Below are 18,807 nucleotides of genomic sequence, written 5' to 3' on the forward strand. Positions count from 1 at the left end.
TTTTTTATTACAGCAACTCTCGTGCCGCCGACACAATGTCATGTGCCGTCAGGCCATACTCCTTCTGCAGGAAGTCCTGCGTGCCTACCTGACCGTAACGCTCCTTCACCCCAACCCGCCGCATCGGCACCGGACAGGTTTCCACCAGCACTTCCGCCACCGCCGACCCCAGCCCGTTGTGAATGCTGTGGTTTTCGCAGGTCACAATACGCCTGGTTTTCTCGGCATAATTTTTCACCAGCATCCGATCGATGGGCTTCAGGGTAAACATGTCGATGACCGCTGCGCTTACCCCCTCCTGCTCCAGCTGGCGCGCCGCCTCCAGCGCTTCCGCCACCATAATGCCGTTAGCAATCAGGGTAATATCGGTTCCCTCGCGCAGCACGTTGCCCTTGCCGATGGTGAAGGTTGACCCCGGGGCATAGACGCTCGGCGCCTGTTTACGGATGGTCCGCACCCAGTAGAAGCCTTCCAGGTCGATAAGCTGACGCAGCACATCTTCGAACATCACCGCATCGGTCACCTCCAGCACCACTGAATGCGCCAGACCGCGCACGATGCCCATATCCTCAAACGACATATGCGTCCCGCCGTTGTGGCAGGCCGTCACGCCCGCATCCGAGGCAATCACCTTCACGTTATTGCGCTGGTAGTCCAGGGACATAAACAGCTGGTCGAAGCAGCGACGGCTGGCAAAGGCGGTAAAGGTATGGACGAACGGCTTACGTCCGGTGAGCGACAGCCCGGCGGCCGTCCCAATCACGTTGGCCTCCATAATGCCGCAGTTGATGACGTGCTGTGGATAATCACGCGCTACGCCGTCCATCGCCATCGAACTCATCAGATCCGCTTCGAGCGCAATAATCTCGCTCCCGGCCTCAATCTGTTTTGCCACAAAACCCGCATAGACCTTACGCATCTCAACCGAATCTTTCTGTCCTGTCGGTGCAACCTTAATCATGTGAAGCCTCCAGTTGGCGAATCGTCTCGTTGAGCGCCGCTTTGCTTTCCTCAGTTAATCGCAGGTGATGCGAGTTGCTGAGCTGTTCCAGGTATGGCACCCCCTGCCCTTTGATGCTGTCGAGGATCACCACTCGCGGACGCGCATCGGTCGCAGGGATCGGTGCGGTCACCTCCAGCAGCGCCGGAATGTCGTCCCCTTTCACCGTCACCACGTCAAAACCAAAGGCCCGGAATTTGCCTTCCAGATCGAAGGCGCTGATGATTTCGTCCAGCTCGCCGTCGAGCTGCTGTTTGTTCCAGTCCACGAACACCGTCAGATTGTTCAGTCGATGGTGTGCAATAAACTGGAAGGCTTCCCAGCACTGCCCTTCGTTCAGCTCCCCGTCGCCAACGATGCAAAACACCCGGTTTGGCCTTTCTGCCAGCTTGTGCGACAGCGCCATGCCGCCTGCAATGGAGATCCCCTGACCCAGCGATCCGGTGGTGGCATCCACGCCGCGTGTTTTCAGGCGATCCGGGTGGCTTGGCAGACGCGTTCCGTTCTGGTTTAGCGTGCTCAGCTCTTCAATCGGGAAGTAGCCCTTAATCGCCAGCGTGCTGTACAGCGCCGGGCCCGCATGTCCCTTCGACAGCACAAAGTAATCGCGCTCTGGCCAGTCCGGATCGGCCGGGTCAATTTTCATTACCGCGCCGTACAGAACGGCCAGTGTTTCAACGACTGACATGCTGCCGCCGTAGTGACCAAAACCCAGCTGCGTCAGGGATTTCAGCGTCTCAAGGCGGATCTGACGCGCCAGTTCGGTTATTTCATTTTCATTCATGATTTGGCTCCGGGGTTTTCCTGCGCGTTACCGCTGGCAGGTTTGTTTTTAGCGAAGACGTTGTAGGCCACCAGCAGCGCAAACAACACAACAACCAGTCCGGTGATGGCAAGCGGCGACAGGAAGCGCGCCAGGTTGCCGAGCACAATCCCGACGGCGCCAAAGTCGGCGTCCGAGAAGGTCGTATTCGCAAAGCCAATCGCGCCCAGAACAGGCAGCAGCAGGACCGGCAGGAAGGTGATCAGCAGGCCGTTAGCAAAGGCGCCAATCATCGCCCCGCGACGTCCGCCGGTGGCGTTCCCAAACACGCCCGCCGTTGCACCGGTGAAGAAATGCGGCACGACGCCCGGCAGGATCAGCACCCAGCTAAACTGACCGCAGATGAACAAGCCTACAATCCCGCCGAGGAAGCTGAACAGGAAGCCAATCAGCACCGCGTTTGGCGCATACGGGTAGACCACCGGGCAGTCCAGCGCAGGTCGCGCATTGGGCACCAGTTTTTCCGAGAAGCCGGTAAAGGCCGGGACAATCTCCGCCAGAATCAGGCGCACACCCTGCAAGATGATAAACACGCCTGCCGCGAAGGTGATGGCCATAATGATGGCGTACACCAGGTAGTTCTGGCCGCCGCTGAAGGTGGCCTCCACGTACTCACGCCCGGCGCTCACCGCCATAATCAGGTAGATAATCATCATGGTCAGTGAGATGGAGATCGAACTGTCGCGCAGGAAGCTGAGGTTCTTCGGCAGGTTCATCTCTTCGGTGGAGCGCGAGCCTTTACCGACCTTGCTGCCAATCCAGCCGGACAGCACGTAGCCCAGCGTGCCGAAATGACCGAAGGCGATCTCATCGTTGCCGGTAATACGCTTCATATAGCGCTGCGCAATCGCCGGGAAGAAGGCCATAATCAGGCCAAGGATCAACGAACCGGTGAAGACCAGCCCTACCCCTTCGAAGCCTGCGACCGTCAGGATCACGCCAATCATGCACGCCATGTAGAAGGTGTGATGCCCGGTCAGGAAGATGTACTTCAGGCGGGTAAAGCGCGCGACAATAATATTCGCCACCATCCCGAAAGCCATAATGAGCGCGGTGGAGGCACCATATTTTTCCAGGGCAATTGACACAATAGCTTCATTGTTGGGAATAATGCCCTGAATATTAAAGGCGTGCTCAAACATACCGCCGAGCGGATTTAAAGAGCCCACCAGCACGGTTGCGCCGCCGCCCAGTACAATAAAGCCGAGAATGGTTTTAATTGTGCCTTTTACCACATCTGAAAAGGCTTTTTTCTGCGCCACCAGACCAATCAGGGCAATTAACCCGACCAGGACTGAAGGGACTTTTAAAATATCAACAACGAAATTCAGCGTTTCAAGGATAAACATATCCACCTCGCCTTTTCAGGATTATTGTCTTTCGAACCAGGCGCGCAGCTGCGCTTCGAGTTCGTTGATATCGATAATATTGTTGATCACCACCAGCTGGCTTTCCGGCACGCTGGCGCTGGCGGCAATGTCTTTCGCCATTACAAACAGGTCCGCCGCGCCCGGCGTGGCCGAGGAGAGATCGGAGTGTTCAACCTCTGCCTCAATTTCCAGTTTTTTGAGCACCTTTTTAATATTCATTTCGACCATAAAACTGCTGCCCAGGCCGGAGCCGCAAATAGCCATAATTTTCATTGTTATCCCCTTTTTTGAGTAGAGCACGCCCCATCACGCTGACGCGTAATGTTGAGATGAATCGGATTAAATAATTAAATCAGAAGCGATTGATGACGGTTTTTATCTCCTCCAGCGTATTCGCCCGATGTAATTCAGCCATATCTTCGTCGCTGGAAAATAATTCTGCTAAGGCGGAGATCATTTCGATATGGCTATGTTTGTCCGGCGCCGCCAGCATCACAATCACATCGACGGGGTCAAACTCACCAGCACCAAATGAGACGCCCTGTTTCAGTTTTAATAATGACAGGCCAAGTCCTTTCGCCCCTTCTTCCGGTCGCGCATGTGGCATTGCCAGCCCAGGAGCCAGCACATAGTAGGGACCTAACCTGTGATGCTGCTCAATGATAGCCGTGACATATTTCGGCGCAATGACCTGCAAATCCAGCAGCGGTTTCGCGCACAGTTCCAGCGCCTGGGGCCAGCTTTCAACGCTATCCTGTAGGATGATGGTTGTATCATATATCCACTTTTTGAGCATTTTTCACTCCCGCTAAAGACCAGACATGGGCAAACTCTATTCAACCCATCAATTAATGACTGCGATCGCGATCACAAAGATAGCGCTACCAACGACTAACATGCAGAACTGTGATAGCGCTATCAAATTGCTATCCTGGTGCGAAATCACAGCAAAAAAAGGGATTTAAGGCGTATACTGCCTGTCACGTAAAATGAAGGATGAAACTAAATCGCGTCCTGTCAGCAGGAAGATGTATGTCTTTAACCCGAAAACGGCGCAGTACCGGAAAAGTAACGCTCGCGGATGTCGCGCAGCTTGCCGGCGTAGGCACGATGACTGTTTCCCGTGCCCTCCGCACGCCCGAACAGGTTTCCGATAAACTGCGTGAAAAAATTGAAGCCGCGGTGCAGGAGCTGGGTTACATGCCCAATCTTGCCGCCAGCGCACTGGCATCGGCATCGTCATGGACGATTGCGATGGTTGTACCCAATCTTTCCGAAGCTGGCTGTTCCGAGATGTTCGCCGGGCTACAGCAGGTGCTCCAGCCAGCCGGATATCAGATTATGCTGGCGGAATCTCAGCATCGTCTTGAACAGGAAGAGAAACTGCTTGAAACGCTGCTGGCCTCGAACATCGCCGCGGCGATACTGCTCAGCGTCGAGCACTCCGACACCGTGCGACACTGGCTAAAAAACGCCTCTATCCCGGTGATGGAAATGGGTGCAATGCGTGCCGATCCTATTGATATGAATATCGGGATTGATAACGTCGCCGCCATGTATGAACTTACCGAAATGGTGATTCAGCGCGGCTACCAGAATATTGGCCTGCTGTGCGCTAACCAGGAGCAGTGGATTTTTCAGCAGCATTTGCAGGGCTGGTACAAGGCGATGCTGCGCCACCACCTGGCGCCAAACAGAGTGATTAATGCCGCCATGCCGCCGAACTTCTCCACCGGTGCGGCACAATTGCCGGAGTTTCTGCTGGCGTGGCCGGAGCTGGATGCGCTGGTGTGCGTATCAGATGAACTGGCCTGCGGCGCGCTGTATGAGTGCCAGCGTCGGCGCATCAAGGTGCCGGACGATTTAGCGGTCGTGGGCTTTGGCGACAGCGACGTCAGCCGCGTCTGTCAGCCGCCGCTGACGACGATGGCAGTACCGCATCGCAAGATTGGGATTGAAGCCGGGAAAGCGTTACTGGAACGTCTGAATGACGGAGACTGGCGCGACCATAAACCCATCGCGTCCAGCCTGTGTTTGCGGGAAAGCTGTTAAGGCTTACTCAGCCTCTTCCTCTTTTTCCGCCTTATTTTCCGGTTTAGCGGATTCGTTTTTGGCGTTGCGGGTCATCCACAGCGCCAGTGCTTTAAGGGAATCCGGCGTGAATTCGTCGCAACGCGCGGTGATCTCTTCCGGCGTCATCCAGCACACTTCGCTCACTTCCTCTTCCTGCAAGGCGAAAGGTCCGTGGGAAACGCAGCTAAACAGCCCGCCCCAGACGCGACAATGCTCATCTTCGAAATAAAACTGTCCGTGCTCGGCAAACGGCACGCCAGCGATACCTAACTCTTCTTCCGCTTCACGACGCGCGGAATCCAGCAATACTTCATCGGCCTGCACGACGCCACCCGCTGTGGCATCCAGCATACCAGGAAGAAAATCTTTGGTGTCAGTGCGACGCTGGACCAGAATCTTGCCCATGCCGTCATGAACAACGATGTAAGTCGCGCGGTGACGCAGACGCTCCGCACGCATTTGTTCGCGGCTGGCCTGCGCGATCACTTCATTCTCTTCGCTGACAATGTCAACCCACTCAGTACTTGCCAAATGATTCTGCTCCACCATCGGGAAACCTTCTCGTCTAAGCGCTCTTTCGGCGCGTTTGCAGTTGTGGTGTAACTTACGGATTAATCGCTATCTGCGCAATAACTTGCTGATCATTAAGTGCGATAACGCTTAATGTCCCGTCTTCATACATGCCGTAGCTTGCCGGGTTACCGCCTTTAGGAATGCTGACAGACCCGGGGTTAAAGTGGTAAAACGCCCCGCGTTTTTCCGCCACCGGAATATGAGTATGACCATAAACCAGGACATCGCCAGCGGCGAGTGACGGCAGGTTATCCGGGCCGAACAGGTGCCCGTGGGTCAGGAACAAACGGCTGTTTTCCATCAACACCTGTTGCCAGGGAGCGGTGATGGGAAATTGCAGCAGCATCTGGTCAACTTCGCTGTCGCAGTTGCCGCGAACGGCGATAATGCGCGAGGCAAAATGATTAAGTTTTTCCGCCACCTGCGCGGGAGCATAGCCTTCCGGCAACGCATTGCGTGGGCCGTGGTTTAACACATCGCCCAGGATCACCAGCCATTGCGCCCCGCTTTGGGCAAACAGAGATAACACGCGTTCGGTCGCGGGCAGCGATCCATGAATATCCGACGCAAGCATCAGTTTCATCAGTTACTCCTCGGGAATTCAGACTGCCCCTATCATACCTCAAGCGCCCCGTCTTATCAGCCCGCGCGCTTAGCAGAGAGTGCCAGATAGCGCTGTACCGACGCGCGTTGCCACTGGAATGTGGCGTAATCCACCAGTAGCTGTGGGACGTCATCGCCGTTGAGGATAAGGCGATTGAGCATCAGCGCCAGATCGGTGTCGGCAATACACCACTCGCCAAACAGGTTTGGGTTACCCTGTGACAGCAGCGATGACGCGGTATCAATCAGCTTCCGGGCGCTGGATAAGCCTTCCTCGCTGAGGGCGGGCTTTTTGACGCCAGCGAAAACCACGTCCGTGGAGCGTTCTGTGCGAATCGGCACCAGGTCGCTACGCAGCCACGCCTGGATCTGGCGGGCGCGGGCGCGCTTTTGCAGATCGTGAGGATAGATGCGTTCCCACTCTGGTGGGGCAAAGCGGTCTTCAAGGTACTCGTCAATCGCTGAGGATTCACTCAACTCAAAACCGTCAATCTCCAGCACAGGGACACGGCGGGTGAGCGCGTAGCCCTGCCACTGAGGCTTCAGATGTTCGCCGCTGTCCAGGTCAACGGTTTTCAGACTAAAAGTTAGCCCCTTTTCTGCCAGCGCCACATAAACGCTCATGACATAAGGAGAAAAAAAGTTCGCATCGGACCACAACGTTATTACAGGCTGGCTCATAACATCCTCATCGGCTGATCGGTTTTCACTCAACATATAATCTCTTTGCCTCGCTGTCACTTGATGAAAACTCACGATTTACAACAAGCACCTATACTGATTTTTCATGGCAACACTATTCGCACTGACAGGAGTTGAGAATGATAGATCTCTATTATGCCCCCACCCCTAATGGCCATAAGATCACCCTCTTTCTTGAAGAAGCCGAACTGGACTACCGGATCATTCGCGTGGATATCAGCAAAGGCGATCAGTTCCGCCCCGTTTTTCTGGCCATCTCGCCCAACAATAAAATTCCGGCCATCATTGATAACCTGCCTTCTGACGGGGGCAAACCGTTAAGCCTGTTTGAGTCCGGAGAGATTTTGCTTTATTTGGCAGAGAAAACCGGCAAGCTCCTGAGCGGGGAGTTGCGCGAGCGTCATCACACGCTGCAATGGTTATTCTGGCAGTCGAGCGGCCTGGGGCCGATGCTGGGGCAGAATCATCACTTTACCGCCTATGCGCCGCAGACGATCCCTTACGCCATTGAGCGATATCAGGTCGAAACCCAGCGCCTGTACGGGGTACTGAACCGTCGGCTGGAAAAATCACCATGGCTGGGAGGTGAGCATTACAGCATCGCAGATATCGCCTGCTGGCCGTGGATCAACACTCATGAACGCCACCGGATCGACCTGGCCACTTATCCGGCGGTGAACAACTGGTTTGAGCGCATCCGGACCCGCCCGGCAACCGAACGCGCCATGCAAAAAATCCATCAGATTTGAGCCTGTGCCCCGTTGGGTGCAGGTGTTCTCCTCATGTATGATGAGGTAAAAATACTGACACGGAGAAGACCTGCAATGTCCCAGCATGACGCTATTATTCGTATAAAAAACCTACGCTTACGCACATTCATTGGTATCAAAGAGGAGGAGATCGCGAATCGCCAGGATATCGTGGTGAATGTCGTGATCCATTACCCGGCAGACAAGGCGTGCGCCAGCGAAGACATCAATGACGCGCTGAACTATCGCACGATCACCAAAAGCATCATCCAGTACGTTGAGAACAACCGTTTTGCGCTACTGGAAAAATTAACTCAGGATGTGCTCGACATCGCACGCGAACACCACTGGGTCACTTATGCTGAAGTGGAGATCGATAAACTTCACGCCCTGCGCTACGCCGACTCCGTCTCCATGACGTTAAGCTGGCAGCGCCAGGCGTAAACCTGGAGGTTGTATGAAGATCCTGCTCACCGGCGGTACGGGGCTGATTGGTCGCCATCTCATTCCACGTTTGCATGCGTTGCATCACGACATTACCGTGGTCACGCGCAGCCCGGAGAAAGCGCGCCAGGTGCTGGGCACCGGCGTTGAGATCTGGAAAGGCCTGGCGGAACGGCAGGATCTGAACGGCTTTGACGCCGTCATCAACCTTGCAGGCGAACCAATCGCCGATAAACGCTGGACCGAAGAGCAAAAACAGCGTTTATGCAGCAGCCGCTGGAACATGACCGAAAGGCTGGTTGAGCTGATTCGTAACAGCGAGATGCCGCCCTCGGTGCTGATTTCCGGCTCTGCAACAGGCTATTATGGCGATCTCGGTGAAGTGGTGGTGACCGAAGAAGAGCCGCCGCACAACGAGTTTACCCATAAACTCTGCGCCCAGTGGGAGCGTATCGCCTGCGGGGCGCAGAGCGATAACACCCGCGTCTGCCTGCTGCGCACCGGCGTGGTGCTTGCTCCGAAAGGCGGTATTCTCGGTAAAATGTTGCCGCCGTTTAAAATGGGGCTTGGCGGGCCCATCGGCAACGGTCGTCAGTATCTGGCGTGGATCCATATCGACGATATGGTCAACGGTATTCTCTGGCTGCTGGATAACGACCTGCGCGGGCCGTTTAACATGGTATCTCCCTACCCCGTACGTAATGAACAGTTTGCTCACGCCCTGGGTCATGCCCTGCATCGCCCGGCGGTACTGCGCGTGCCTGCGACGGCGATTCGGCTGTTGATGGGCGAATCTTCGGTGCTGGTGCTGGGCGGCCAGCGCGCGCTGCCAAAACGGCTGGAAGCGGCCGGATTTACGTTCCGCTGGTATGACCTGGAAGAGGCGCTGGGGGATGTGGTGCAGTGAATATGTTAGAGTTATACGCCATCTCTGGATGATATGGCGTAACTATGGCAACCATCACCACAACCCGGCTTCACCTCACCCCTTTCGAACCTTCTGACTGGGCGTTCTTTCGCTCTCTGCGCGAAGACCCCAACATCATGCGCTATATGGCCGCTATCATGCCTGAAAAAGAGACGCGCCGCGTATTTGCCGCGCGCCTGATGGCGGAGCATGTCTTTGTGATCCGTCTGCATAACGACGTTACGCCGCTCGGGGATATCGGCCTGCAAATCAGTGCGGCGAACCGTGAAGAGGCGGATATTGGCTACACGGTTGTGCCTGACGCGCAGGGAAAAGGCATTGCCAGCGAGGCGCTGCGCGCGGTGTGTGAGTATGCATTTAACCAGACGGGCGTGAAGGCGCTTAACGCGTACGTGCTGGCGGATAATGGCGGGTCGGTGCGGGTTCTTGAGAAAGCAGGTTTTGTGCGCACACAGGTACTGGAGAAGGCGTACGAGATTAACGGCGTACGGTATGACGACTGGGTGTATCGGCTGGAGTGTGGTGCGGTCTGAATGCCGGGCGACACTGCGTTTGCCCGGCCTACGGTTTTTGTAGGCCCGGAAAGCGAAGCGCCACCGGGCAATTGGGCGGCTCTGGGGCTGATGCCCTCACCCCGGCCCTCTCCCACAGGGAGAGGGAGAAAGGCCAAACCTACTTCAACGAGCCTTTCAGGAACTGCTGCAAACGCGGGCTTTGCGGGTTCGCCAGCACTTCGTCCGGATGCCCCTGCTCCTCAATCTTGCCCTGATGCAGGAAGATAACGTGGTTAGAAACGTTACGGGCGAAGCCCATCTCGTGCGTCACCACCACCATCGTTTTGCCCTCTTCCGCCAGCTTCTGCATGATGCGCAGCACTTCGCCAACGAGTTCCGGGTCCAGCGCGGAAGTCGGTTCGTCAAACAGCAATACTTCCGGCTCCATCGCCAGCGCGCGGGCGATGGAAACACGCTGCTGCTGTCCCCCTGACAGGTGCACCGGATATTTGATCTGCTGCCGCTCGTCGATACCCACTTTCGCCAGGTATTTGACCGCACGCTCGCGGGCTTCCTGCTTGCTTAAGCCGAGCACCTGAACCGGCGCTTCCATCACGTTTTCCAGCACCGTCATGTGGCTCCAGAGATTGAAGTGCTGGAATACCATTGTCAGACGCGTACGCAGCAGGCGCAGCTGGTTTTTATCCGCCACTTTAAGCTGACCGTCTTTATCACGGACCATGTTGATGTTCTGTCCGCTCACCACAATCGATCCTTCGCTCGGCTTTTCGAGGAAGTTGATGCAGCGCAGGAAGGTACTTTTACCCGAACCTGATGAGCCGATAATACTGATCACGTCGCCCGCGTTAGCCTCCAGCGACACCCCTTTCAGCACTTCATGTTCGCCGTAGCGCTTGTGCAAATCAATTACGTTTAATTTGTTCTCAGCCATTATAAATTCTCAGTGCGTCGACGGTTTTATATGCTGCAACCAGCGTTTTTCAGCCTTACGGAACAGGCTGATCAGGACGTAAGAAATGATCAAATAGAGCACTGCCGCAATGCCAAACGCCGTAAACGGCTGGTAGGTGGCAGAGTTAATATCGCGGGCAATCTTTAACAGATCAGGTACCGTGGCGGTAAACGCCAGTGCCGTCGAATGCAGCATTAAAATCACTTCGTTGCTGTACGCCGGCAGCGCAATGCGCAGCGCTGAAGGCAGAATAATACAGCGGTAGAGCTTCACGGAGGAAAAGCCATACGCGCGCGCCGCCTCAATCTCACCGTGCGGCACGGAACGAATGGCCCCGGCGAAGATTTCGGTGGTATAGGCGCAGGTATTAAGAGTCAGCGCCAGCACCGTACAGTTCAGACCGCTGCGGAAGAACGCGTTCAGCATCTCGGTGCCTTTCACGATCTCCAGCGTGTACATTCCGGAATAGAACACCAGCAGCTGCACGTACAGCGGCGTACCGCGAAACACGTAGGTGAACAGCCAGATCGGAAACTGGATAAATTTATTGTTCGACACGCGGCCAATGGCGAGAAACACCGCCAGAATGCCGCCCATGACCACCGAGGAGATCAGCAGCCACAGCGTGATCGCCACGCCAGTAAAGCGGTAGCCATCCGTCCACAGCAGGGATTTCCAGTACTCCTGAATAATCTCAATCACAGGTCAGCCCTCTTCACACCCACGGAGTAGCGACGTTCGAGCAGAAGCAGCACACCATTGGAGACGGTCGTAAAGACCAGATAGATTACGCCGCAGACCACCGCAAAATAGAACGGTTCCCAGGTACTTTTACCCGCCAGCTGCGTGGCCTTCACCACATCTTCCAGACCCAGCAGGGAGACCAGCGCCGTTGCCTTGAGAATAACCTGCCAGTTGTTACCGATGCCCGGCAGCGCGTAGCGCATCATGGCCGGGAACATGATCCGGCGAAACGTTTGTGAGGAGGTAAAACCGTAGGCGGTCGCCGCTTCAATGTGCCCTTTCGGCACGGCCATGTAAGCGCCGCGAAAGGTCTCAGTGAAATAAGCACCGTAGATAAAACCAAGGGTAATAATACCGGCCACCATCGGGTCGATATCGATCTGATCCATGCCGATGGCATCCGTGACGCCGTTAAGTGCGATTTGCAGGCCATAAAAGATCAGCAGCATCAGCACCAGGTCAGGCACGCCGCGAATCAGCGTGGTATAGCCTTCAAATATCAGCGCCAGCGGTCTGTTGGCGGATAACTTTGCCCCCGCGCCCGCCAGGCCTATCAGCACCGCCAGCACCACGGAGCTGATAGCCAGCTCAAGGGTGACAAGCGCGCCCTGTAAAATAACGCCAGAAAATCCGTACAGCATACCGCGTGCCCTGTCGTCTCGTGAGTGGTGGAACCGTGTCTTTTCCCCTCCCGCAACGGGAGGGGCCGCACGTTATCAGACGGGGCGATTAGCCGCCGTAAACATTAAAATCGAAGTACTTTTTCGCCAGCTTGTCGTAAGTGCCGTCCGCGCGCATCTCGGCGAACGCTTTGTTCAGGGCTTCACGCAGTTCGTTGTCTTCTTTCCGCAGGCCCATACCGGTGCCAACGCCAAAGAGTTTTTCGTCCTTAATGGACGGACCGCCGAACTTGTAATCTTTACCCACAGGCTGTTTCAGGAAGCCTTCGCTTGCCGCCACTTCATCCTGGAATGCCGCGTCAATACGGCCTGCCGTCAGGTCTGCGTAGATGTTTTCCTGACCCTGGTAAGAGACAATTTCAATCCCCTTTGGCGCCCAGTGCTCGTTACCGTAGGTTTCCTGCGTCGTACCCTGCAACACGCCCACGCGTTTGCCCTTCAGAGATTCAAGGGTTGGCTGAATGTCAGAGGATTTCGCCACCACCAGACGTGAGTCAGCCGCGTAGAGTTTGTCCGTGAAGGCAATCTCCTGCTGACGTTTTTCGGTGATAGACAGGGAGGACATGATCACGTCAATTTTTTTCGCTTTCAGGGACGGGATTAGCGCGTCCAGCGGGTTTTCAACGTAGGTACATTGCGCTTTAATGCGTTTGCACAGCTCGTTAGCCAGATCGATGTCAAAACCGACCAGTTCCCCCTTCGCATTTTTCGATTCGAAAGGCGCGTAGGTTGGGTCAGTCCCAATACGAATTTTCTGCGGAATGGCTGCGAATGCTGCGGTGGCGCTGGAAAAGGCCAGTACCAGAGAAAGTGACAACACCAGTTTTTTCATATCTGTCCTCAACAAACTGTCTAAATACGAGATTTTACGACTACGGGGTGCCGTTAATGTGCCATTAATCCCCTCACTCAGGCAAAGATTAATGCCTCTGAACGGGAATTTTTGCATTTAAAATGCTTAACTATGCACACAGCGTTCCAATATGGTGCATTGCTTGCACCATGCTGGAACACTCCCCCTAAAGATGCACCACATCAGTGCATCTCATTCAGGTATTAATCACCGTAGACGTTGAAATCGAAGTATTTCTTCGCCAGTTTGTCGTAGGTACCGTCTTTACGCAGCTCATTAAACGCTTTGTTGAAGGCGGCTTTCAGCTCGGTATCATCCTTACGCAGGCCAATACCGGTGCCGTCGCCAAAGTATTTTTTGTCTTTCACCGACGGGCCGGCAAAGGCGTACTCTTTACCCGCAGACTGTTTCAGGAAGCCTTCGCTCGCGGCGACTTCATCCTGAAACGCGGCATCCAGACGGCCTGCCGCCAGGTCAGAGTAGATCAGATCCTGGTTCTGGTAAGCGACCACATCGACGCCCTTCTCGCGCCAGTTAGCATTGGCGTAACCTTCCTGGGTCGAGCCCTGAAGCACGCCAACATGTTTGCCTTTCAGCGAGTCGATGGTCGGCTGGATTGGCGAGCCTTTCGCGGCAATCAAACGTGAGTCGGCAGCGTAGAGCTTCTCTGAGAAGGCGATCTCCTGCTGACGTTTTTCCGTGATGGAGAGAGAAGAGATAATGGCATCAATTTTCTTGGCTTTCAGCGACGGGATCAGCGCGTCAAAGTCACTGCCCACCCATGTGCATTTCACTTCCATGCGTTTGCACATCTCATTTCCCAGATCGATATCAAACCCCACGAAGTCGCCTTTCGCATCCTTGGAGGAGAATGGCGCGTAGGTTGCGTCTGTACCGATACGAACTGTCTGTGGTAGCGCTGCATAGCTACTTGCTGCTGCACTCAAGCCCACGAGCAAAGACAGAGCCAGAACCGTCTTCTTCATACATTTACCCTCAAGAACCGTGATTTTATTATGGTTTATGTTGTGTGTTGTGTTGCAGGCTGCTCTTGCAGGTCTTATGCCACATTGTCGTCGGGTTAAAACTACGACGTTAAATATGTTAATAAAACGTTGCGATACTGCCTTAATGGTGAAAGATAGCAGGTCTGCCGAACGAACCGGAAAGAGAAAAAGGGAAAAAACGAATTAAATGTCGAGGATATGATCGCGGTTGCAGTTTTGCCCTGAAACAGGGCAAGCAGTCATTTCATGCACCTTGTTTGTGCACAGCCTCACGCCCCCTGCCAGCGGGTAAAGAGATCTTCCGGCAGATCTATATCGAACTGATCCAGCACGCGGTTAACGGTCTGGTTGATGACATCGTCCAGCGTTTGTGGACGATGATAGAACGCGGGGACCGGCGGCATTATCACAGCTCCCAGTTCGGCTGCCTGCGTCATTAAACGCAGATGTCCCAGGTGTAGCGGCGTTTCCCGCACGCAGAGCACCAGAGGACGACGCTCTTTCAGCACAACGTCCGCCGCACGCGTCACCAGCGTGTCGGTATAGCTGTTTACGATACCGGAGAGGGTTTTAATCGAACAGGGCAAAATAACCATGCCGGCCGTTTTAAACGAGCCCGAAGAGATGCTGGCGGCGATATCGCGGGCATCGTGGACAACATCAGCCAGCGCCTGAACGTCGCGCAGAGAGAGATCGGTTTCAAGAGAGAGGGTCTGACGCGCCGCCTGGCTCATCACCAGATGGGTTTCTACGCCAGCAACGTCACGCAGCACCTGTAACAGCCGGACGCCATAAATCGCGCCGCTGGCACCGCTGATCCCTACAATGAGTCGTTTCATGATTTTTGCCCTTGCTGATTTCAGGGCTGACTGTGCAGGATTTTACGGGGAGTTGCAAGTGAGGGCGAACGCCCTCACCTGCATACGCATCAACCTTCGTTGTGCATCTCTAAGCTTTCGAGATCGTTTTGCAGCTGGACGGCTTTCGCATCGTCGTTACGCAGAGAATCAAGGTAGTCGAGATACTGCTGGTCTACGTCTTTTGTCACGTAGATCCCATTGAATACCGAGCATTCGAACTGCTGAATATCCGGGTTCTCGGCGCGCACCGCATCGATCAGATCGTTCAGATCCTGGAAAATCAGGCCGTCGGCCCCGATGATCTGGCGAATCTCATCCACTTCACGGCCATGCGCAATCAGCTCATTAGCGGTTGGCATATCAATGCCATACACGTTCGGGAAGCGAATTTCCGGCGCTGCGGAGGCGAGATATACTTTCTTCGCCCCGGCCTCACGCGCCATCTCGATGATCTGCTCAGACGTCGTGCCGCGCACAATGGAGTCGTCCACCAGCAGCACATTCTTGTCGCGGAACTCGGCACGGTTAGCGTTTAGCTTACGACGTACGGACTTACGACGCAGCTGCTGGCCCGGCATGATAAAGGTGCGGCCAACGTAGCGGTTTTTCACGAAGCCCTGACGGTACGGCTTGTCCAGAATACGGGCAATTTCCAGCGCGATATCACAGGAGGTTTCAGGGATTGGGATCACGACGTCGATGTCGAGATCGTCCCACTCGCGGGCAATCTTCTCGCCCAGCTTCGTCCCCATGTTGACGCGCGCGCTGTAAACGGAAATTTTGTCGATGAACGAGTCCGGACGCGCGAAGTAAACGTATTCGAACAGGCACGGGTTGCTCACCGGATTGTCGGCGCACTGGCGGGTAAACAGCTGGCCCTTCTCGGTGATGTAGACCGCTTCGCCTGGCGCGACATCACGCAGGAATTCGAAGCCCAGCGTGTCCAGCGCCACGCTTTCGGAGGCAACCATGTACTCGGAACGGCCATCGCCGAGGTCACGTTTGCCGAGCACCAGCGGGCGAATGCCATTTGGATCGCGGAAGGCCACCATGCCGTGACCGATAATCATCGCCACGCAAGCGTACGCGCCACGGATCTGGCGATTAGTCGCGGCAACGGCGGCAAAAATGTTGTCTGCTTCCAGCGGATAATGGCGGAAGTTATCCAGCTCGCTGGCAAAGATATTGAGCAGGATTTCAGAATCAGACGTGGTGTTAATGTGGCGACGTTTCTCTTCAAACAGCTTTTTACGCAGCTCGTGGGCATTGGTCAGATTGCCATTGTGGGCAAGCGTGATGCCATACGGGGAGTTAACGTAAAAAGGCTGAGCCTCAGAGGCGCTGGAACTGCCAGCAGTAGGATAACGAACGTGACCGATCCCCATATTACCTTGCAGACGCTGCATATGGCGGGCTTCAAACACATCGTTTACCAGGCCATTCGCCTTGCGTAAACGGAAGCAGTTGTTTGCATCAATGGTGATGATACCCGCAGCATCCTGCCCACGGTGCTGAAGCACCGTTAACGCGTCATAAATCGACTGGTTTACCGGCATGAAACCGGCGATACCGACAATACCGCACATTCGTCTTTTCCTCGTTAAGCCACATCTCAGGGTTTATGCCCTGGGCAAGAAACTCGACGAGCTTTGCAGATAGTCAAAGAACCATCTGATGATGAAGCTGAACTCCGGAATGAGCTGCGATTTTTGCCAGTCTTCACTTTTGGAGAACCCGGTAAAGGTATCCAGGAAGAACAGGATCGCGGCCACAATCAGCACGCCTCGCAACGCGCCGAAACAGATGCCGAGCACCCTGTCCGTTCCTGACAGACCGGTTTTCTCGACCAGCTGACCTATCACGTAATTGACGATAGCGCCGACAATCAGCGTCGCGATAAACAGCACCGCGATGGCGATTCCGTTTCGGACCAGTTCATCTTCAAAGCCCGTGAACCAGACAGACAGGTAAGTGTAGTAATGACTGGCAACAAAGAAAGCACAACCCCAGGTTACCAGCGATAACGCTTCACGAACAAAGCCACGGATCAGGCTAACCAGACAGGAAAAACCAATCACCGCAATGATGGCGTAATCAATCCAGACCATATGTGTCCCACGATTAAACGCCCTGTCATCCAGTTCGGGGCGAATTCTAACAGAAAAAGAAAACGTTTGCGTAGGGATTTCCTTCCCACGCGTAAATAAAAAAGGCGCTGAAAAAATGCTCAACGCCACCGCACCTTTGACGTTTCTGTGAACGTCTGCCTCCCCCTCACCCCGGCCATCTCCCTCAAGGGAGAGGGAGCAAACCATCCCCTAGCCCCTTTGGGGAGAGGGTTAGGGTGAGGGGGTAATTTCTGTCAGTTTGCGCTGTAGTTCATCACCACACCGCTCAGGCCGGAGATTTGCTTCAGCTCGCCAAGCGAACCTTTGAGCTTATCTTTAGACGCATCCGGCCCCACGAGGATACGGGTAATTTTACCCTGTACCGGCGTGGTGGGTGAAGTATAAACACGGTATCCCGCGCCGCGCAGTTTACTCACAATCTCATTGACCTTATCTGCATTTTTCAATGCACCGAGCTGAACGACATAGGCTTTGCCGGTAGGGGCCGCGTCCTGTTTCGCCGGCGGTGGCGTTTCTGAAGCGGCTGCCAGTTGCTCGGCCGCTTTATCCCGCTGCGGTTTCGGCTGCGGCTTCTCCACCGGTTTCGGCTTCTCAACAGGCTTAGGCTGTTCTACCGGCACCGGATCAATCTCGATGTTATTGTTCGTCGCCAGACGCGACGGGTCAAGAGACGGCGCGGCTGCATCACCTGCGCGCACCTCTTCCGCTGCGCCTTCAGGCGGCTGGGCTGGCAGCGCCTGCGTTGCCGCTGGCAGCATATCGGGCTCGTCGCGATCGCCCGGTTTGGGTACCAGCGGAATGGCCGCAAATTCATCCTGGTAATGCTTTTTCTGCCCGTCGAGCAATCCCGGGAGAATAATCACCCCGAGCGCGACCAGCACAATGGTTCCTGTTAAACGGTTCTGAAACTTACTCGCCACCGGTTCTCCCCGCGTCCATCACTTCCATGACATGTGCCACCGTGTGGAATGACCCACACACCAGCACGGTATCTTCTGGTTTAGCCTCCGCCATCGCGGCACGCCAGGCCGAAACCACACTGCTGTAGATTTCGCCTTTGCCGAGATGTTCCATCAACTGCTCAGCAGTCGCGCCGCGCGGCCCTTCCAGAGGAGCACAATACCAGCTATCGACCACACTCTCCATGCAGGCCAGCGTGCCGCCGATATCTTTATCATGAAGCATACCGATAACCGCCAGCACGCGCCCGGTTTTTGGTAACGATTTGAGACGTCCTGCGAGGTACGCCGCCGCATGCGGGTTATGTGCAACATCCAGAATCAGACGCGGTGACTCACTCACAATCTGAAAACGTCCCGGCAGCAGTGCGTTCTGAATGCCATCGCGGATTGCCTGCTCGCTTACCGCTAATCCGCTGGCGCGTAGGGCTGCCAGCGCAGTCGCCGCGTTAGGCTGTGGCACCTGCGGCAGCGGCAGATTCTCCAGCACGCCCTGCGCGTCGCTGAAGCGCCAGCCGTTGTCCTGCACCTCATACTGCCAGTCCACGCCGCGACGCAGCAGTCGAGCACCCTTCTCTTTCGCCACTTCAGCGATGGTATGTGGCATGTCCGGTTCGCCAACCACGGCAGGCTTATTGGCCCGGAAAATACCGGCCTTCTCACGGCCAATGCTTTCGCGGTCGGGCCCCAGCCAGTCGGTGTGATCCAGCGCGATGCTGGTGACGACGGCGACATCCGCATCTACCATATTGGTGGCATCCAGACGCCCGCCCAGCCCCACTTCCAGGATCACCACGTCCAGCTGCGCCTGCTTAAACAGCCACAGCGCCGACAGGGTGCCGT

Annotated in this window: 23 protein-coding genes; 5 read left to right on the plus strand and 18 right to left on the minus strand. The window is 55.3% G+C overall.

The features are described 5' to 3' along the window. Nucleotides 1-7: 7 nt before the first annotated feature. From ACOTX2_RS02720 to ACOTX2_RS02740, 5 genes are all read right to left on the minus strand, one after another. Entirely contained in the window at nt 8-961 is a 954-nt protein-coding gene (locus ACOTX2_RS02720; protein WP_023306640.1) for a transketolase family protein, read from the minus strand. Then, the gene (locus ACOTX2_RS02725) at nt 954-1,784 is read right to left on the minus strand and encodes a transketolase (protein ID WP_023300630.1); all 831 of its coding nucleotides are present in this window, start codon (nt 1,782-1,784) and stop codon (nt 954-956) included. Before ACOTX2_RS02725 ends, ACOTX2_RS02720 begins: the two co-directional genes overlap by 8 nt. Then, the gene (locus ACOTX2_RS02730) at nt 1,781-3,172 is read right to left on the minus strand and encodes a PTS ascorbate transporter subunit IIC (RefSeq protein WP_017383437.1); all 1,392 of its coding nucleotides are present in this window, start codon (nt 3,170-3,172) and stop codon (nt 1,781-1,783) included. The genes ACOTX2_RS02725 and ACOTX2_RS02730 overlap by 4 nt, the downstream gene beginning before the upstream one ends. A 21-nt stretch (nt 3,173-3,193) precedes the next feature. Continuing rightward, nucleotides 3,194-3,466, minus strand: a complete 273-nt coding sequence (locus ACOTX2_RS02735) for a PTS sugar transporter subunit IIB (protein WP_003861447.1) — start codon at nt 3,464-3,466, stop codon at nt 3,194-3,196. Between the two features lie 79 nt (nt 3,467-3,545). After that, the gene (locus tag ACOTX2_RS02740; protein ID WP_063147687.1) at nt 3,546-3,989 is read right to left on the minus strand and encodes a PTS sugar transporter subunit IIA; all 444 of its coding nucleotides are present in this window, start codon (nt 3,987-3,989) and stop codon (nt 3,546-3,548) included. 236 nt (nt 3,990-4,225) lie between these two features. Here ACOTX2_RS02740 and ACOTX2_RS02745 point away from each other — a divergent pair, with 236 nt between their 5' ends. After that, nucleotides 4,226-5,245: a LacI family DNA-binding transcriptional regulator gene (locus ACOTX2_RS02745; protein WP_003861441.1), complete on the plus strand. Its 1,020-nt coding sequence runs from the start codon at nt 4,226-4,228 to the stop codon at nt 5,243-5,245. A gap of 3 nt (nt 5,246-5,248) precedes the next feature. On the opposite strand, the gene yfcD is transcribed toward ACOTX2_RS02745, so the two are convergent. From yfcD to yfcF, 3 genes are read right to left on the minus strand one after another with little or no spacing between them, the layout of a single operon-like run. After that, nucleotides 5,249-5,815 carry an NUDIX hydrolase YfcD gene (yfcD, locus tag ACOTX2_RS02750; RefSeq protein WP_006811396.1) on the minus strand — a complete coding sequence of 189 codons (567 nt, stop codon included), beginning with the start codon at nt 5,813-5,815 and terminating at the stop codon, nt 5,249-5,251. 55 nt (nt 5,816-5,870) lie between these two features. Continuing rightward, entirely contained in the window at nt 5,871-6,422 is a 552-nt protein-coding gene (yfcE, locus tag ACOTX2_RS02755; protein WP_063147686.1) for a phosphodiesterase, read from the minus strand. A gap of 56 nt (nt 6,423-6,478) precedes the next feature. Continuing rightward, nucleotides 6,479-7,123 (minus strand): glutathione transferase, encoded by a 645-nt coding sequence (gene yfcF, locus ACOTX2_RS02760; protein ID WP_023300634.1) that lies wholly within the window; start codon nt 7,121-7,123, stop codon nt 6,479-6,481. Nucleotides 7,124-7,263: 140 nt separating this feature from the next. Here yfcF and yfcG point away from each other — a divergent pair, with 140 nt between their 5' ends. The 4 genes from yfcG to ACOTX2_RS02780 all read left to right on the plus strand — a co-directional run bounded on the left by yfcG (nt 7,264) and on the right by ACOTX2_RS02780 (nt 9,798). Continuing rightward, on the plus strand, nt 7,264-7,893 hold the full coding sequence (gene yfcG, locus ACOTX2_RS02765; protein ID WP_022648841.1) for a GSH-dependent disulfide bond oxidoreductase: 630 nt from the start codon (nt 7,264-7,266) through the stop codon (nt 7,891-7,893). A 75-nt stretch (nt 7,894-7,968) separates the two neighbouring features. Continuing rightward, complete coding sequence (folX, locus tag ACOTX2_RS02770; RefSeq protein ID WP_063147685.1) at nt 7,969-8,337, plus strand: dihydroneopterin triphosphate 2'-epimerase; 369 nt, start codon at nt 7,969-7,971, stop codon at nt 8,335-8,337. Between the two features lie 13 nt (nt 8,338-8,350). After that, complete coding sequence (locus ACOTX2_RS02775) at nt 8,351-9,244, plus strand: TIGR01777 family oxidoreductase (RefSeq protein WP_058647003.1); 894 nt, start codon at nt 8,351-8,353, stop codon at nt 9,242-9,244. A 44-nt stretch (nt 9,245-9,288) separates the two neighbouring features. Continuing rightward, a complete protein-coding gene (locus tag ACOTX2_RS02780; RefSeq protein WP_045308691.1) occupies nt 9,289-9,798 on the plus strand; it encodes a GNAT family N-acetyltransferase in 510 nt (169 codons plus the stop codon). 139 nt (nt 9,799-9,937) lie between these two features. On the opposite strand, the gene hisP is transcribed toward ACOTX2_RS02780, so the two are convergent. The 10 genes from hisP to folC form a co-directional block, all read right to left on the minus strand. Further along, the gene (gene hisP, locus ACOTX2_RS02785; protein WP_003861426.1) at nt 9,938-10,711 is read right to left on the minus strand and encodes a histidine ABC transporter ATP-binding protein HisP; all 774 of its coding nucleotides are present in this window, start codon (nt 10,709-10,711) and stop codon (nt 9,938-9,940) included. Between the two features lie 9 nt (nt 10,712-10,720). Next, nucleotides 10,721-11,434 carry an ABC transporter permease gene (locus tag ACOTX2_RS02790; RefSeq protein WP_003861424.1) on the minus strand — a complete coding sequence of 238 codons (714 nt, stop codon included), beginning with the start codon at nt 11,432-11,434 and terminating at the stop codon, nt 10,721-10,723. Then, nucleotides 11,431-12,117, minus strand: coding sequence for a histidine ABC transporter permease HisQ (locus ACOTX2_RS02795; protein WP_006811404.1), 687 nt, complete (start codon nt 12,115-12,117; stop codon nt 11,431-11,433). Before ACOTX2_RS02795 ends, ACOTX2_RS02790 begins: the two co-directional genes overlap by 4 nt. Nucleotides 12,118-12,205: 88 nt before the next feature. Next, complete coding sequence (gene hisJ / locus ACOTX2_RS02800) at nt 12,206-12,988, minus strand: histidine ABC transporter substrate-binding protein HisJ (RefSeq protein WP_003861421.1); 783 nt, start codon at nt 12,986-12,988, stop codon at nt 12,206-12,208. Nucleotides 12,989-13,212: 224 nt separating this feature from the next. After that, nucleotides 13,213-13,995, minus strand: a complete 783-nt coding sequence (argT, locus tag ACOTX2_RS02805; protein ID WP_063147684.1) for a lysine/arginine/ornithine ABC transporter substrate-binding protein ArgT — start codon at nt 13,993-13,995, stop codon at nt 13,213-13,215. A 290-nt stretch (nt 13,996-14,285) separates the two neighbouring features. Beyond that, nucleotides 14,286-14,855, minus strand: a complete 570-nt coding sequence (locus ACOTX2_RS02810) for a UbiX family flavin prenyltransferase (RefSeq protein WP_015572254.1) — start codon at nt 14,853-14,855, stop codon at nt 14,286-14,288. Between the two features lie 89 nt (nt 14,856-14,944). Then, nucleotides 14,945-16,462, minus strand: coding sequence for an amidophosphoribosyltransferase (gene purF / locus ACOTX2_RS02815; RefSeq protein ID WP_008502595.1), 1,518 nt, complete (start codon nt 16,460-16,462; stop codon nt 14,945-14,947). 33 nt (nt 16,463-16,495) lie between these two features. After that, a complete protein-coding gene (gene cvpA / locus ACOTX2_RS02820; protein WP_000262116.1) occupies nt 16,496-16,984 on the minus strand; it encodes a colicin V production protein in 489 nt (162 codons plus the stop codon). A 254-nt stretch (nt 16,985-17,238) separates the two neighbouring features. After that, on the minus strand, nt 17,239-17,925 hold the full coding sequence (gene dedD, locus ACOTX2_RS02825) for a cell division protein DedD (protein WP_023300639.1): 687 nt from the start codon (nt 17,923-17,925) through the stop codon (nt 17,239-17,241). Further along, on the minus strand, nt 17,915-18,807 hold an 893-nt coding region (gene folC, locus ACOTX2_RS02830), incomplete at its 5' end, for a bifunctional tetrahydrofolate synthase/dihydrofolate synthase (RefSeq protein WP_421625873.1). The genes folC and dedD, both read right to left, overlap by 11 nt.

This window comes from Enterobacter cloacae complex sp. IR5412 (assembly GCF_049237385.1).
In the GTDB taxonomy this organism is placed as follows: Bacteria; Pseudomonadota; Gammaproteobacteria; order Enterobacterales; family Enterobacteriaceae; genus Enterobacter; species Enterobacter intestinihominis.